This window comes from Rhizobium sp. PK7-22 (genome assembly GCF_056530405.1).
Window position 1 is genome coordinate 1,702,145 of the sequence record NZ_CP096514.1, and the last position, 12,998, is coordinate 1,715,142.

Sequence of the window (12,998 nt, forward strand, 5' to 3'; positions counted from 1 at the left end):
CCTCAAGCCTTGGGCTGCGGAACTATCGCCGATCATCCAGATCTTGCCTTTGATTGTTTACGAAATGAAAACCAAACTCTCCCAACAATTTATCCACGACTTCTGATTGTGAAGGTCTGCATATTCTACTATTCGGCAGCGCCGCGCGGCTTCAGTCTCGTGCGATGTGGGCAAGGAAAGGCGCCGCCGCCAGCCTCGCGCCAGCCGCGCGCGCCATGGTGATCGCGATGTCATCTGCCGGAATCGGGTCGCCATGTCGTTCTTGCCTCAGTCTCTGCGCCAATCCCTGACGCTGATCAGCGCCGCAACCGCCACGCTTTCTCTGAGCGGCTGCATTCTGGTCACCGATACGAGTCGCATGAATCCGGATGTCTTCGTGCAGGAGACGGCGCCGGTCTTCAATGTGCCGCCCTATGCCGATCCTCCGACCAACAACCCGCCGCCGATGCCGGGCGCCATCCCGCAGCGCCGACAGCTCTATCCGACGGATTTCCACCAGACCTACCGCCAGACCTATGGTCTGCCGATCTCCAATCCCGTCCACCGGGCCATGTACGGCGTCCTGCGCGATGGCGGCCACACGCTGCCAGCCATTCCCTATTCGCGCATCGATCAACGGTTCCTGCGCCAGGAGGTCGCCTACCAGACGACCGAGGCGCCCGGCACGATCGTCGTCGATACCCGCCAGCACTTTCTCTATCTGGTGCAGCCGGGAGGCAAGGCGATGCGTTACGGCGTCGGTCTTGGCAAGGATGGCTTTGCCTGGTCCGGCCGCGGCACGATACAGTGGAAGGCGAAGTGGCCGCGCTGGACGCCGCCTGGCGAAATGGTCGACCGCCAGCCGGAGCTTCGCCAGTTCGCCGCCGTCGAGGGCGGCGCTAATCCTGGCCTCAACAACCCGCTCGGCGCCCGCGCTCTCTATATCTTCAAGGACGGCAAGGACACGCTTTACCGGGTTCACGGCACGCCCGACTGGCAATCGGTTGGCAAGGCCACGTCCTCCGGCTGCGTACGAATGCTCAACCAGGACGTGATCGACCTCTACGACCGCGTTCCCGCCTCGGCGCCGATCGTGGTTCTCTGACCGCCCCCGAAAAGGTCGTGCTCACGGGAACGTGGCTTGCTAAGACTTGCCGCGCTCGTAGGGAAGCGTAAACGATAGCGTCACACGGTTGAGCGCCGGTGGAACTATTGCACCGCACTTGCCGTTGATGGGCTTTGTCAAAAACCAAGAAATCGGCGGTCTTCCGAACATGAACAGCAATACTTCCTATTCCCGCCGGGGCGTTCTCTCGCTTCTTGCGGCGGGTGCAGCCTCGACACTGGCCGGTTGCGCTTCCAGCAGCCCGCGTCCGTTCTCGGCAACGCCGGTCGCTTTCGCGCCTCCTCCGCAGCAGCAGCTTCGGGCCGGCCGGTCGCCGGAACTCGATGCCATGTACGGCTCGGTCGTCGATGGCGGTTTCGTCATTCCGGCCATTCCCTATTGGGAGATCAATCCGCGATACTATCGCCAGCAGGTCGTCGATCCGACGGGCGAGCGCCCAGGCACCGTGGTCGTTGATACCGCCTCGCGCTTCCTCTATCTCGTCGAACCCGGCGGCACCGCGATGCGCTACGGCGTGGGTATCGGCCGCGAGGGTTTTGCCTGGGAAGGCGAGGGCGTGATCCAGTGGCGCCGCAAGTGGCCGACCTGGACGCCGCCGGCGGAAATGATCGCCCGCCAGCCGCAGCTTGCAAAATATTCCGCCGAGAACGGCGGCCAGCCGCCGGGCCTCAACAACCCGCTCGGCGCCCGTGCACTCTACATCTTCCAGGGTGGCGAAGACACGCTCTACCGCCTGCACGGCTCGCCGGAATGGAATTCCATCGGCAAGGCCGTCTCCTCCGGCTGCGTCCGCCTGATGAACCAGGACGTCATCGACCTCTACGAACGCGTGCCGCAAAAGGCCCGCATCGTCGTCTGGCAGTAATTTCTGTCATGCTTCATTGATATCCCTCGGATACATCTTGTCCGGGGGATTTCTTTTGGTGGATCCAAGACTGGAGCTCGACGCGTCCGTCGTGCAGCGCCTGATTTCGACACAATTTCCGGAGTGGGCGGATCTGCCGGTGCGCGCCGTTTCTGAAGGCGGTTGGAATAATCTGACCTTCCATCTTGGAATGGCCATGTCTGTTCGGTTGCCCAGCGCAAAACGCTATGTGGCGCAGGTCGAAAAAGAACTGCGCTGGCTGCCGCTGCTGGCGCCTCAGCTTCCTCTACCTATTCCGGCACCTTTAGCGCTCGGACGGCCGGGGGAGGGCTATCCATGGCCCTGGTCCGTCTATGGTTGGATCGAGGGTGAGACGGCAAAACGTCCGCGGATTTCCGACCTGAACCAGTTTGCGGTGGAACTAGCCGATTTTCTCAACGCACTCCGGGTCATTGACGCCACCGACGGCCCTCCTGCAGGCACGCACAACTTCCATCGCGGCGGCTCTCTTCGGATCTATGATGAGGAAGCTCGTGCCGCCATCCGGGAGTTATCCGACGAGATCGATGTCGCTGCCATTACGGCCCTCTGGAATGCTGCTCTGGCTTCGCAATGGACGGATGCGCCCGTCTGGGTGCACGGCGACGTCGCGGAAAGCAATCTGCTGGTCCACAACGGCAAGCTCGCCGCCGTCATCGACTTCGGAACCTGCGGCACCGGCGATCCCGCCTGTGATCTCGTCATCGCCTGGACGCTTCTCGATCAGCCGGCCCGGGACGTGTTCCGTAACCGGGTTGGACTTGATGCTGCTACGTGGGAGAGGGCGCGAGGCTGGTGCATCTGGAAGGCGCTGATCGTGATTGCTGCGGAGCGCGATGCCAATCCGACGATAGCCGACCGCCATCGCTCGTGGATAGAGAGGATAGTCACCGATCGTTGGGAGAATGCCTGATCGCTTCCTTTAGTCCTCGTTGAGGTTGAGCCGCGTCCGCAGCGCCACTAGTTCATCCCGAAGATCTTCCATCTCCTTCAGGCTGCAGCCGGTGGCGGCGCCGATGGCCTGCATCACGCCGGCTGCCTCGTGGCTCAGCGCCTTGCCTTTCTCCGTCAGGACGATCCGCACCTGCCGTTCGTCCTGCCGGTCGCGCCGGCGTTCCAGCAACCCGGACTGCTCGAGCCGCTTCAGGAGCGGCGAGAGCGTCCCGGAATCCAGCCCCAGCCGCTCCCCGATCGCCTTGACCGGCTGCCCATCCTCTTCCCAGAGCGTCAGCATCACCAGATACTGCGGATAGGTGAGCCCCAGCGGCTCGAGCAGTGGCTTGTAGGTGCGCGTGAAGGCGTGCGCCGCGCCGTAGATGGCAAAGCAGAGCTGCGTCTCCAGCCGGGGAGGCTCTCGCGTGCTTGCGCTCTCAGTCTGCTTTTTCTGCATTTCGGTCCCTGACATCGTCCTTCCACGGCCTATGTCACCAGTATCGGCGATGTCGATCCGGAAAACAATGCGCAATACTATTGCGTCATATTAAATTGTGCGATACCTAAGTTGGCATCGTCAACCCGAGGAGTTTCAACATGGCAATTCTCTACACCACCAAGGCATCCGCCACCGGCGGCCGTTCCGGCCATGCCGTTTCCGAAAACGGCGTCCTGGACGTCACGCTGACGGTGCCCAAGGAACTCGGCGGCGATGGTGCAACCGGCACCAACCCGGAGCAGCTTTTCGCAGCCGGCTATTCCGCCTGCTTCCTCGGTGCGCTGAAGAACGTCGCCGGCAAGGAAAAGGTGAAGATCCCTGACGACGCAAAGGTCACGGCCACCGTCGGCATCGGCCCGCGCGACGACGGTGCCGGCTTCGGCATCGAGGTCTCGCTCTCGGTCAGCATCCCGGGCCTCGACAAGGCGCAGGCGGAAGACCTGGTCGCCAAGGCGCACATCGTCTGCCCTTACAGCCATGCCATGCGCACCTCGACCGAAGTCCCGGTCTCGGTCGCCTGATCATCCCGGCGACAGGAGGGAGCGGCCCGCCGCTCCCTTATCTATTGCCTGCTTCGCGATCGCGCGGGGCCGCCCGGCCATGGAGCCGCGGCTGACGGCTTTTCGATCGTCCAGATTCAAGCCCAAATTCAACGCCCAAATTCAACGCCAGGTACGCAACTCCCGAGGCATCTTCGCCGTTAAGGCGAGGTTCATGTGCATTAGACGAAACTGAATTGTGCGTATGAATGAATGTTGGAAAAGGAATTTGGCAATGAAGATATTTGGAACGACACTGACGGCCGGCGCCATGAGCGTCATGATGCTGGCAACATCCGTGTTTCCTGCAGGCGCCGTGGTCATGCCCTCCGTCCAGGCGCCGTCCGTATCGGCGACGGTCGAGCAGGCACAGTACCGTGGCAACGACCGCGACTCCCGCCGCTTCGAGCGCGGCCGTGACTATCGCCGTGGCGAGTACCGTGGTCACCGCGGTTCGCGCGAACAGCGTCGCGGCTATCGTCGCCACAGCGATGGCTGGTGGTATCCGCTGGCAGCCTTCGGTGCAGGTGCCATCATCGGCGGCGCGATCAGCAATCAGCCGAGCCGGCCCCAGGCAGTCTCCAGCCGCCACGTTCAGTGGTGCTCGGACCGGTATCGGACCTATCGCGCATCGGACAACACATATGTTCCGCGCGCCGGCGTTCGGGCCTATTGCAGCTCGCCTTACTCGCGCTGATCGACTTTAGTTGGAACCAAGCCCCGCCTGCGATGGCGGGGCTTTTTTCGTGGCGTCGACAGCCGCGCGACGCTTGCTACCGGATCTCCCCCAGCGTCTTCCGCAGCGGCGCCATCTCCGGCCCGATCTCCTCGTCGAGCTCGCCATGTACCCGCGTCCAGATCGGCAGGGCCGCCGAGAGGATCGCGGTGCCGTCCGCCGTCAGGCGCATCAGCCGACTGCGCCCGTCCTTCGGGGCGGGCAGTGTTTCAACCCACCCGCGCCGCTCCAGCACCTTGATCGCGGCGGTCAGCGTTGTCCGGTCCATGGCCAGCATATGGGCGACCGGCCCCATGGGTGCAGGCTCCGGACGGTTCAACGCCATCATCAGCGAAAACTGCCCGTTGTTCAGCCCGACCGGCTTCAGGGCGTTGTCGAACCGCCGGGCCAGCGCCCGTGCTGCCCGCTGCACGTGAAGGCACAGGCACGTGTCGCGCACATGGAGGGTCGTGGAGAAGGGAATCAGGACATCGTTTGACATGGCTCATATATGTTGATATCAACGTAAATGTCAAGCAAATGAGCTTTGGAGGAAAGGTCATGCAGCATGCCGTCGTATCGCGCGAAGAGTGGCTGGACGCCCGCCGCGCACTGCTCCTGAAGGAGAAGGAGGAAACCCGCCTGCGCGACCGCAACCGCGCCGAGCGCGCAGCGCTTCCCTGGGTCAAGGTAGACAAGGAATACAGCTTCGACACGCCCGAGGGGAGGAAGTCCCTCTCCGATCTCTTTGCCGGGCGCAGCCAGCTGTTGGTCTACCACTTCATGCTCGGGCCGGACTGGGATGCCGGCTGCGTCGGCTGCTCCTTCCTGGCCGACCATCTGGACGGCACGCTGGCGCACCTCAACCACCACGATGTGACGCTGACGGCCGTGTCGCAGGCGCCGCTGGCCAAGATCGAGGCCTACAGGCGGCGCATGGGATGGAAGTTCCCCTGGGCCTCGTCCCACGGCAGCGACTTCAACTTCGACTATCACGTATCCTTCACGAAGGAGGACCTGGCGAAGGACAAGGTCGTCTACAACTTCGCTGCCATCGCCAGCGCCGATGCCCATGACGAACTGCCGGGTTTGAGCGCCTTCTACCGCAACGATGAAGGAGAGGTCTTCCATACCTATTCCACCTATGCCCGCGGTGCGGAGGAACTCATCGGCACGCTGATGATCCTCGACCGCGCACCGCTCGGCCGCAACGAGGACAGCACCATGCACTTCGTCAAGCGTCACGACGAATACGAGGAAACGCCGAAGCTTGCAGCCGCCTGCTGCCATTGAGGGAGGACCCGACGATGATGGAAATGCCAAAGCCACAGCCGGAGCACGGCTTCCTGCAGAAAATGGTCGGCACCTGGGAGGTGACCGTCAAGGACATGACCGGCGACGATCCCTGGACCGAGGTGGTCCGCTCGCTGCACGGCATCTGGTTCGTCGCGGAAGGCAGCGGAGACATGCCCGGCGGCGGCGCGGCGACGACCGTCCTGACGCTCGGCTTCGATCCCGCGAAAGGCAGATATGTCGGCAGCTGGATCGGCTCGATGATGTTCCACATGTGGGTCTACGAAGGCGAGGTCTCCGCCGATGGGACCACCCTCAGCCTCTACACCACCGGGCCGGATTTTGCCGATCCAAACAAGACGGGCGATTACCGGGAGCAGATCGTCTTCACCGACGACGACCACCGGATCTTCACCTCGAGCGCCAAGCAGCCGGACGGCAGCTGGAACCAGTTCATGGAAGCCCGCTACGCCCGGACGTCCTAGATCAATGTCTTTGCGACCCAGGTCGCTTGAACCTCGACCGTGACCCGACAGAGGAGGTCAGAATGCTGCAGACTGCAAGGAACACCACAAGCGAGACGCACGGCAAGTTCATCTGGTGCGAACTGATGACCACCGACACGCAAGCCGCCGGCCAATTCTACAGTGCCGTCGTCGGCTGGTCCGTCAAGGCCATGCCGATGGGGGAGGGGATGACGTATCACCTCTTCGAGATCGGCGAAGGCGAAGGATGCCCCGGCATCGGCGGCATGATGACCCTGCCCGCCGAGCTTGCCGGCCAGGTGCCGCCAAACTGGACCGGCTATGTCGCCGTCGACGACGTCGACCGGACGGCGCAAGCCTTCGAGACGGGCGGCGGCAAGATCCATCGCCCGCCGGACGACATCCCCGGCGTCGGCCGCTTTGCCGTCGTGGGCGATCCACACGGCGCGGTCATCTGCATCATGGCGCCGCTGCCCATGGACGACATGCCGATGGCGCCCGAGGGTGCTCCCGGCACCGTCGGCTGGTACGAGCTCTATGCGGACGACCTGGAGGAGGCCTTCGGCTTCTATGCCGGCATCTTCGGCTGGACGAAGGACCATGACCACGACATGGGCCCGATGGGCGCCTACCGGATCTTCGCCGAGCACGGCAAGGCGATTGGCGGCATGATGGCGCGGCCGGAAAGCGTGCCGATGCCCTGCTGGGTCTATTACTTCAGCGTCGACGGGCTGGACGCGGCGATCGAACGGGTGAGGACTGCCGGCGGCGTGGTTGTCAACGGCCCGATGGAAGTGCCCGGCAACACCTGGATCGCCCACTGCACGGATCCGCAGGGCGCCTTCTTCTGCCTGGTTTCAGCACGAAAATAACGAGCTCTGTTGAAGATTTCTGTTAAAGGTAGGTTCATGCGGCTGTCCTTAAGATAGGCCCGATGAAGCTCATGCCCTTCTCGCGTGGGCGCTAAGCGAGCGAAAAGGTAGCGATGCGCAGGATCAGACTGATGGTGGTGGGCCCACCATCCTTCCTCACGCCCGCCGTCCTTCAGGCATTCGCCGGCGTTGGCGTCGATCTGCAGGGGCCGGTTGCCGCTACCGATCTGGCGGCAACCCTTGTTGGCACCGAGCTTGACGGCGCCATCATCGATGTCGGCTACCACGCCAAGGCGCTCTTCGATGTCGTCGAGCTTTTCGATGCCGTCGGCGTGCCGGCGCTTTTCGCCACATCCCGGCCCGGCACCATCAAGGGCGGTTTTACCTGTTCGGCTGAACCGGAAGCGATCAATGCCATCGTCCACCATCTTCTCGGCGCAACGGAGACGACGCTTCAGTAACATTTGTTGTTGAAGTTTCATCGACCGCACATAGGATCGTGCAGAACGGGAGTTTTCCTTGTGTCAGGAAGAGAGGAACCGTCATGTCCGCAGATCCATTTTTTTATCCGGAAATCCTGCTCGCCGAGGATCTGCAGATCCTTCACGCGGCAGTGCGGGCTGTGACGAATTGCGATGAAGCCCGTCATCGTGAACACGATCCGGAAGAGGTGGCGAAGATCGTTCTGCGCCTTTACTGCTTCGGGCTCACGGATCCGCGCAAGCTGGCGGAACTGACGAGCCTGATGGCGGATCGTGGGCCGCGGTTCCGGTTTCGCTACCCCGCGTGACACGGTGACCCGGGAAATTTCGTTCGGCGCGGAACGATCCTCAAGCTCGCGTATTCAATTTATAGATACGGGAGATTGCCATGACAGAACACGTCGTCCACGAACATCTTCAGGTGGAAGTTCTCAAGCTGGTCCCGCCGTTGCGGAGTTTTGCACGGCGGTTTTATCCCAATCCGAGTGATATCGACGACCTCGTGCAGGAGACATTGTTGCGCGCCTTGGCCAACCTGGACAAGTTCCGGCCCGGCACCAGTCTGAAGTCCTGGATGTTCACCATCATGCGCAACACCTTCTGCACCCGCTACGGCCAGGGCAAGCGCGAGTTTGTCGGCATCGAGGATTGTGCTTCGCTCAACCGCGCCATTGATGCGCCGCAGGAGTGGTCCATCCGGGCGCAGGAATTCCACCGTGCACTGGCGTCCCTCCCGGCCCACTACCGCGATGCCTTCGAAACCGTGCTGATGCGCGGAGAGAGCTACGAAGACGCCGCGTCCCGCTACGACTGCCCGATCGGCACGATCAAGAGCCGGGTGAACCGGGCCCGCAGTGCCATCCTCAAGAGCCTCGGAGAAGACGGCGTCAACGGGACGATGGGAATTCATTGATCCGCGGCGATTGCAATCCGGCTCCGCTTGATGCGCCTCCCGTGTCCGCTATGTTGCGGGCATGATATTTCCAAGATCCGACGCAAACCCCGGCTCCGCACCGCAGTTCCATCTCTTTCGGAACACCCTGCAGCGCATCGAGCGGGGCAAGGATGCCATGGCGCTTCGCTGGCAGGCGCTTTTTGCCGTCGTCGACCTGGCGATACTCGCCTTCTTCCTGTTCGGCCCCTACCTGCGCGCCGGACCCTCCTACCTGATCATCGACTACATGATCGCCGTCTGGATCGGCGCAGAACTCCTTCTGCGCATCATCGCGGCGCCGAGCTGGGGCGTTCTGCTGCGTCGGCCGATGACATGGATCGACACCATAATCCTGGCGACGCTACTCTTCCCGCACGTGCTCTACAACTTCGCCTTCCTCAGGGCCATGCGGCTTTGGGCGATCGGCAACAGCACGCTCCTGCGGGTGGGGTTGCGGCGCGCCGGCTATCCGCATCTTCTGGATGTGGTGCGCGCACTCATCAATCTCCTCGTCTTCCTCTTCATCGTGACCGGCTTTGTCTATACGAGCTTTTTCTATAACCGGCCGGGCGAGGAAGGTTTCGTCGACGCGCTCTATTTCACCGTGGCGACCATCACCACCACCGGCTTTGGCGATATCACCCTGCCGGGCACGGCCGGCAAGCTCACATCCGTCGTCACCATGATCGTCGGCATATCACTCTTCGTGCGCCTGGCGCAGGCGGTGGTACGCCCGAACAAGGTGCATTACCCCTGTCCACGCTGCGGCCTGCAGCGGCATGATTCCGACGCGGTGCATTGCAAGGCATGCGGCGAGATCCTCAATATTCCCGACGATGGCGATTGAGCCGGCGTCCGCCCTCAGCCTTTCTCCGCCAGTTCGGTGTTCCACCGGTTTCCGTCCATCCGCCGCATCACGGGCGTCGCCGACACGCCGTGCACCACGATCGAGATCAGCACGATCAGGAAGACCGTGATCCAGAGCGTCGGTTCGGTACCGAAGCTGATCTGCCCCGTAGCAAAAGCCAGGTAATAGAACGAGCCGAGGCCGCGGATCCCGAAGAAGCTGATCACCGCCTTTTCGCTGGCCCGGTTGGGCAGGCCGATCAGGCTGAGCCAGCCGAACAGCGGCCGGATCAGGAAGATCGTCATGACGGCGACCACGACGATTTCCCAGCTGATCGCCGCGAAGATGCGCCCGTCGCCGAGGATCATGCCGAAGCAGACGATCAGCACCATCATCAAGAGCCGCTCGATCTGTTCGGCAAAGTCGTGCAGGCTCTTGTGGTAGGAATGCTGGCGCTCCACCGAGCGCAAGGTCACACCGGCGACGAAGACGGCAAGAAACCCGTAGCCGTGCACGAGTTCCGTCAGGCCGTAGCAGAGGCAGGTGATGCCGAGGGCTACCAGGCCTTCGCCGGTCCGCGACAGGCTCGCCCGCTGCGGCAGCCGGAAGGTGAGGAAGGCGAGGAAACGACCCGTGAGCCAGCCGACGACGAGACCGGCCACCAGCCGCCAGACCACATCGACGCTAAACCACGTCCAGAGAACATCGCCATAACCGCGGTCAGCAACCGCCGCGAGCCCGATGGCGAGGTAGACGAAGGGAAAGCTCAGCCCGTCGTTCAGCCCGGCTTCCGCCGTCAGCGAAAAGCGCACCTCGTCCTCTTCTCCCGTCTTCGGCGGCCCCACCTGGATGTCGGAGGCAAGCACCGGGTCGGTCGGTGCCAGCACCGCGCCGAGCAGCACCGCCGAGGCGAGCGGCAGGGCGAGCATCCAGGCGCCGAGGAAGGCGATGGCCGCGATCGTCAGCGGCATGGCGATGCCCAAGAGCCGCCATACCGTCCGCCAGTTCATCCAGCCGAACGGGCGGTCCAGCTTGAGGCCGGCCCCCATCAGCGACACGATCACCACGAATTCGGTCAGATGCTCCGTCAGATAGCGGTTTTCCAGCGGGTTGACGGCGAAGGGAGCAACAGGCGACCAGGAAAACAGCGCGCCAATGACGATGCAGAAGATCGGCAGCGACATCGGCAGCTCGCGCAGCACCATCGGCAGCCACGCCGTCAGCAGGATGACCGCGCCGAGCAGCGTCAGGATAATGATGTAGGCGTCCATGCGTCTGCTTTTCGTGTGCGAGGTGAAGGGCGGAACGGCGTGTCCGGGGAGGGGCAACGGCGCGCCGCCCTTTCCCGTTCCCTGCAAACGTCGACCGAATTCCTCTGCGGTGGCTCGCCCATCCTGCGGATGCGAAACCTCGCAACTTGCGCAGGATCGCACGGCTGCTATAGCGCGGCAATGATACGCGCGTATCCCGCGCCTCAGGAGCATCCGACATGGCAGCCGACAACGACGATTACATCTACGACGAGGTCACCGGCGAATGGCGCCCTGCCTCCGAAATTGCAGCGGCCGCCGGTGCGACCAACCTTGAGGTCCGCGACGCCTCGGGCACACTTCTCCAGGATGGCGACAGCGTTACCCTGATCAAGGACCTCAAGGTCAAGGGCGCCGGCCAGACGCTGAAGCAGGGCACCGTCATCCGCTCGATCCGGCTGACCGAAAACCCGGAAGAGATCGACTGCCGCCACGACGCCATCAAGGGCCTCGTGCTGCGGACCGAATTCGTCCGCAAGCGCTGAGATCAAGTCTGGCGGCTCGAGCCGGGGAGGGACCTTGCGCCCCCGGCTTTACCGCTTGAGGCTGCCCAGCAACCCACGCACGATGGCCCGCCCCAGCGAATTGGCGACCGAGCGCGCCGCACTCTTCATCGCCGCCTCCACCACCGTCTCGCGCTGGTAGCCGGTGCGTCCGGAGCTGCGGCTGGGTTTTGACTTCTCCTCCGGCGCGTCGCCGAAGCCAGGCAGGCTCCAGCGCCCGGCGGCGCTGTCTGCGGGATCTTCCTCGGTCTCCTCCTTCGCGGCCGTAGCCTTCGCCGCCCGCGCCATCAGAATCTCGTAGGCCGACTCCCGGTCGACGTCGCGGTCGTAGCGGCCGGCGATCGGGCTTTCTTCGATGATCCGCACCCGTTCCGCATCCGTGATCGGGCCGATGCGAGAGGACGGCGGGCGGATCAGCGTCCGCTCCACCACCGACGGCGCACCCTTGTCCTCCAGCGTCGAGACCAGCGCCTCGCCGGTGCCGAGCGCCGTGATCGCCTCGCCGGTATCGAAGTCCGGATTGGCCCGGAAGGTTTCGGCCGCCGTCTTCACCGCCTTCTGCTCGCGCGGCGTATAGGCGCGCAGCGCATGCTGAACCCGGTTGCCGAGCTGGGCAAGCACCGTCTCGGGCACGTCGAGCGGGTTCTGCGTCACGAAATAGACGCCCACGCCCTTGGAGCGGATCAGCCGCACCACCTGCTCGACCCGCTCGACCAGCACCTTCGGCGCCTCGTTGAAGAGCAGATGCGCCTCGTCGAAGAAGAACACCAGCTTTGGCTTTTCCGGATCGCCCACTTCCGGCAGCTCCTCGAAGAGCTCCGAGAGCAGCCACAGCAGGAAGGTGGCATAGAGCCGGGGATTGTTCATCAGCCTGTCGGCGGCAAGCACCGTGATCATGCCGCGTCCGTCCTGGCTGGTGCGCATCAGGTCGGAAATCTCCAGCGCCGGCTCGCCGAAGAAATGCTCCGCCCCCTGCTGTTCGAGCACCAGCAGCCCGCGCTGCAGCGAGCCGACCGATGCCTTGGAGACGAAGCCGTAGCGGTTGGAGATCTCGCTCGCATGCTCGCCCATGTAATTGAGCAGCGCCTGCAGGTCCTTGAGGTCGAGAAGCGCCATGCCGCCCTCGTCGGCGATCTTGAAGGCGATGTTGAGCACGCCTTCCTGCGCGTCGGTCGCATCCATCAGCCGGGCAAGCAGCAGCGGCCCCATTTCGGCGATCGTGGTGCGCACCCGGTGGCCCTTCTCGCCGTAGAGATCGAGGAAGATCGTCGGAAAGGCGTCGAAGTCGTAGTCGGAAAACCGGATCTCCTCGGCGCGCTTGAGAAGAAAATCCTTTTCCTCGCCCTGCACGGCAATCCCCGAAAGGTCGCCCTTGATGTCCGAGCAGAACACCGGCACGCCGGCACTGGAGAAGCTTTCCGCCAGGATCTGCAGCGTCACCGTCTTGCCGGTTCCGGTCGCGCCGGTGACCAGCCCGTGCCGGTTGCCGAACCGCAGATCGAGAAATTCTGCCTTGTTGAAGGAATCGTCGGGGTTTCGGCTGCCGCCCAGAAACAGTTTTCCTTCATCACTCATGC

Annotated in this window: 17 protein-coding genes; 13 read left to right on the forward strand and 4 right to left on the reverse strand. The window is 63.3% G+C overall.

Annotated features, from left to right (window positions below; translation table 11 throughout):
- Nucleotides 1–253 precede the first annotated feature (253 nt).
- The 3 genes from M1E10_RS12905 (at nt 254) to M1E10_RS12915 (ending at nt 2,922) form a co-directional block, all read left to right on the forward strand.
- Nucleotides 254–1,084 (forward strand): L,D-transpeptidase, encoded by an 831-nt coding sequence (locus M1E10_RS12905; RefSeq protein WP_499176815.1) that lies wholly within the window; start codon nt 254–256, stop codon nt 1,082–1,084.
- 169 nt (nt 1,085–1,253) lie between these two features.
- Complete coding sequence (locus M1E10_RS12910) at nt 1,254–1,970, forward strand: L,D-transpeptidase (protein WP_499176816.1); 717 nt, start codon at nt 1,254–1,256, stop codon at nt 1,968–1,970.
- A gap of 58 nt (nt 1,971–2,028) precedes the next feature.
- Complete coding sequence (locus M1E10_RS12915; protein ID WP_499176817.1) at nt 2,029–2,922, forward strand: aminoglycoside phosphotransferase family protein; 894 nt, start codon at nt 2,029–2,031, stop codon at nt 2,920–2,922.
- 9 nt (nt 2,923–2,931) lie between these two features.
- Here M1E10_RS12915 and M1E10_RS12920 read toward each other — a convergent pair whose 3' ends face one another.
- Complete coding sequence (locus tag M1E10_RS12920; protein ID WP_499176818.1) at nt 2,932–3,414, reverse strand: MarR family winged helix-turn-helix transcriptional regulator; 483 nt, start codon at nt 3,412–3,414, stop codon at nt 2,932–2,934.
- Nucleotides 3,415–3,539: 125 nt separating this feature from the next.
- On the opposite strand from M1E10_RS12920, the gene M1E10_RS12925 reads away from it, so the two are divergent.
- Both M1E10_RS12925 and M1E10_RS12930 read left to right on the forward strand, forming a co-directional pair.
- Nucleotides 3,540–3,962, forward strand: a complete 423-nt coding sequence (locus M1E10_RS12925; protein WP_499176820.1) for an organic hydroperoxide resistance protein — start codon at nt 3,540–3,542, stop codon at nt 3,960–3,962.
- Nucleotides 3,963–4,215: 253 nt separating this feature from the next.
- On the forward strand, nt 4,216–4,677 hold the full coding sequence (locus tag M1E10_RS12930) for a BA14K family protein (protein ID WP_499176821.1): 462 nt from the start codon (nt 4,216–4,218) through the stop codon (nt 4,675–4,677).
- Nucleotides 4,678–4,753: 76 nt separating this feature from the next.
- On the opposite strand, the gene M1E10_RS12935 is transcribed toward M1E10_RS12930, so the two are convergent.
- A complete protein-coding gene (locus M1E10_RS12935) occupies nt 4,754–5,197 on the reverse strand; it encodes a MarR family winged helix-turn-helix transcriptional regulator (RefSeq protein ID WP_499176822.1) in 444 nt (147 codons plus the stop codon).
- 59 nt (nt 5,198–5,256) lie between these two features.
- On the opposite strand from M1E10_RS12935, the gene M1E10_RS12940 reads away from it, so the two are divergent.
- The 7 genes from M1E10_RS12940 to M1E10_RS12970 all read left to right on the forward strand — a co-directional run bounded on the left by M1E10_RS12940 (nt 5,257) and on the right by M1E10_RS12970 (nt 9,608).
- Entirely contained in the window at nt 5,257–5,988 is a 732-nt protein-coding gene (locus M1E10_RS12940) for a DUF899 domain-containing protein (protein WP_499176823.1), read from the forward strand.
- 14 nt (nt 5,989–6,002) lie between these two features.
- A complete protein-coding gene (locus M1E10_RS12945; RefSeq protein ID WP_499176824.1) occupies nt 6,003–6,473 on the forward strand; it encodes a DUF1579 domain-containing protein in 471 nt (156 codons plus the stop codon).
- Nucleotides 6,474–6,535: 62 nt separating this feature from the next.
- Nucleotides 6,536–7,345, forward strand: a complete 810-nt coding sequence (locus M1E10_RS12950; protein WP_499176825.1) for a VOC family protein — start codon at nt 6,536–6,538, stop codon at nt 7,343–7,345.
- Nucleotides 7,346–7,458: 113 nt separating this feature from the next.
- Complete coding sequence (locus M1E10_RS12955; protein WP_499176826.1) at nt 7,459–7,806, forward strand: hypothetical protein; 348 nt, start codon at nt 7,459–7,461, stop codon at nt 7,804–7,806.
- 83 nt (nt 7,807–7,889) lie between these two features.
- Nucleotides 7,890–8,135 carry a hypothetical protein gene (locus M1E10_RS12960; RefSeq protein ID WP_499176827.1) on the forward strand — a complete coding sequence of 82 codons (246 nt, stop codon included), beginning with the start codon at nt 7,890–7,892 and terminating at the stop codon, nt 8,133–8,135.
- An 80-nt stretch (nt 8,136–8,215) separates the two neighbouring features.
- The gene (locus M1E10_RS12965; protein ID WP_499176828.1) at nt 8,216–8,740 is read left to right on the forward strand and encodes a sigma-70 family RNA polymerase sigma factor; all 525 of its coding nucleotides are present in this window, start codon (nt 8,216–8,218) and stop codon (nt 8,738–8,740) included.
- A gap of 61 nt (nt 8,741–8,801) precedes the next feature.
- Nucleotides 8,802–9,608, forward strand: coding sequence for a potassium channel family protein (locus tag M1E10_RS12970; RefSeq protein WP_499176830.1), 807 nt, complete (start codon nt 8,802–8,804; stop codon nt 9,606–9,608).
- Nucleotides 9,609–9,622: 14 nt separating this feature from the next.
- Here M1E10_RS12970 and M1E10_RS12975 read toward each other — a convergent pair whose 3' ends face one another.
- Entirely contained in the window at nt 9,623–10,879 is a 1,257-nt protein-coding gene (locus M1E10_RS12975; RefSeq protein WP_499176831.1) for a cation:proton antiporter, read from the reverse strand.
- 218 nt (nt 10,880–11,097) lie between these two features.
- Here M1E10_RS12975 and M1E10_RS12980 point away from each other — a divergent pair, with 218 nt between their 5' ends.
- Nucleotides 11,098–11,403: an alkylphosphonate utilization protein gene (locus M1E10_RS12980; protein ID WP_499176832.1), complete on the forward strand. Its 306-nt coding sequence runs from the start codon at nt 11,098–11,100 to the stop codon at nt 11,401–11,403.
- A 48-nt stretch (nt 11,404–11,451) separates the two neighbouring features.
- On the opposite strand, the gene M1E10_RS12985 is transcribed toward M1E10_RS12980, so the two are convergent.
- The gene (locus tag M1E10_RS12985) at nt 11,452–12,996 is read right to left on the reverse strand and encodes a helicase HerA-like C-terminal domain-containing protein (protein ID WP_499176833.1); all 1,545 of its coding nucleotides are present in this window, start codon (nt 12,994–12,996) and stop codon (nt 11,452–11,454) included.
- Nucleotides 12,997–12,998: the final 2 nt, after the last annotated feature.

Excerpts from the sequence above, each read along its gene's own strand:
- M1E10_RS12930 (WP_499176821.1), top strand. The coding sequence starts at position 4,216 with ATGAAGATATTTGGAACGACACTGACGGCCGGCGCCATGAGCGTCATG.
- M1E10_RS12980 (WP_499176832.1), top strand. The coding sequence starts at position 11,098 with ATGGCAGCCGACAACGACGATTACATCTACGACGAGGTCACCGGCGAA.
- M1E10_RS12925 (WP_499176820.1), top strand. The coding sequence starts at position 3,540 with ATGGCAATTCTCTACACCACCAAGGCATCCGCCACCGGCGGCCGTTCC.
- M1E10_RS12950 (WP_499176825.1), top strand. The coding sequence starts at position 6,536 with ATGCTGCAGACTGCAAGGAACACCACAAGCGAGACGCACGGCAAGTTC.
- M1E10_RS12955 (WP_499176826.1), top strand. The coding sequence starts at position 7,459 with ATGCGCAGGATCAGACTGATGGTGGTGGGCCCACCATCCTTCCTCACG.
- M1E10_RS12920 (WP_499176818.1), bottom strand. The coding sequence starts at position 3,414 with ATGTCAGGGACCGAAATGCAGAAAAAGCAGACTGAGAGCGCAAGCACG.
- M1E10_RS12985 (WP_499176833.1), bottom strand. The coding sequence starts at position 12,996 with ATGAGTGATGAAGGAAAACTGTTTCTGGGCGGCAGCCGAAACCCCGAC.
- M1E10_RS12965 (WP_499176828.1), top strand. The coding sequence starts at position 8,216 with ATGACAGAACACGTCGTCCACGAACATCTTCAGGTGGAAGTTCTCAAG.
- M1E10_RS12940 (WP_499176823.1), top strand. The coding sequence starts at position 5,257 with ATGCAGCATGCCGTCGTATCGCGCGAAGAGTGGCTGGACGCCCGCCGC.
- M1E10_RS12935 (WP_499176822.1), bottom strand. The coding sequence starts at position 5,197 with ATGTCAAACGATGTCCTGATTCCCTTCTCCACGACCCTCCATGTGCGC.
- M1E10_RS12970 (WP_499176830.1), top strand. The coding sequence starts at position 8,802 with ATGATATTTCCAAGATCCGACGCAAACCCCGGCTCCGCACCGCAGTTC.
- M1E10_RS12960 (WP_499176827.1), top strand. The coding sequence starts at position 7,890 with ATGTCCGCAGATCCATTTTTTTATCCGGAAATCCTGCTCGCCGAGGAT.
- M1E10_RS12945 (WP_499176824.1), top strand. The coding sequence starts at position 6,003 with ATGATGGAAATGCCAAAGCCACAGCCGGAGCACGGCTTCCTGCAGAAA.
- M1E10_RS12910 (WP_499176816.1), top strand. The coding sequence starts at position 1,254 with ATGAACAGCAATACTTCCTATTCCCGCCGGGGCGTTCTCTCGCTTCTT.
- M1E10_RS12905 (WP_499176815.1), top strand. The coding sequence starts at position 254 with ATGTCGTTCTTGCCTCAGTCTCTGCGCCAATCCCTGACGCTGATCAGC.
- M1E10_RS12975 (WP_499176831.1), bottom strand. The coding sequence starts at position 10,879 with ATGGACGCCTACATCATTATCCTGACGCTGCTCGGCGCGGTCATCCTG.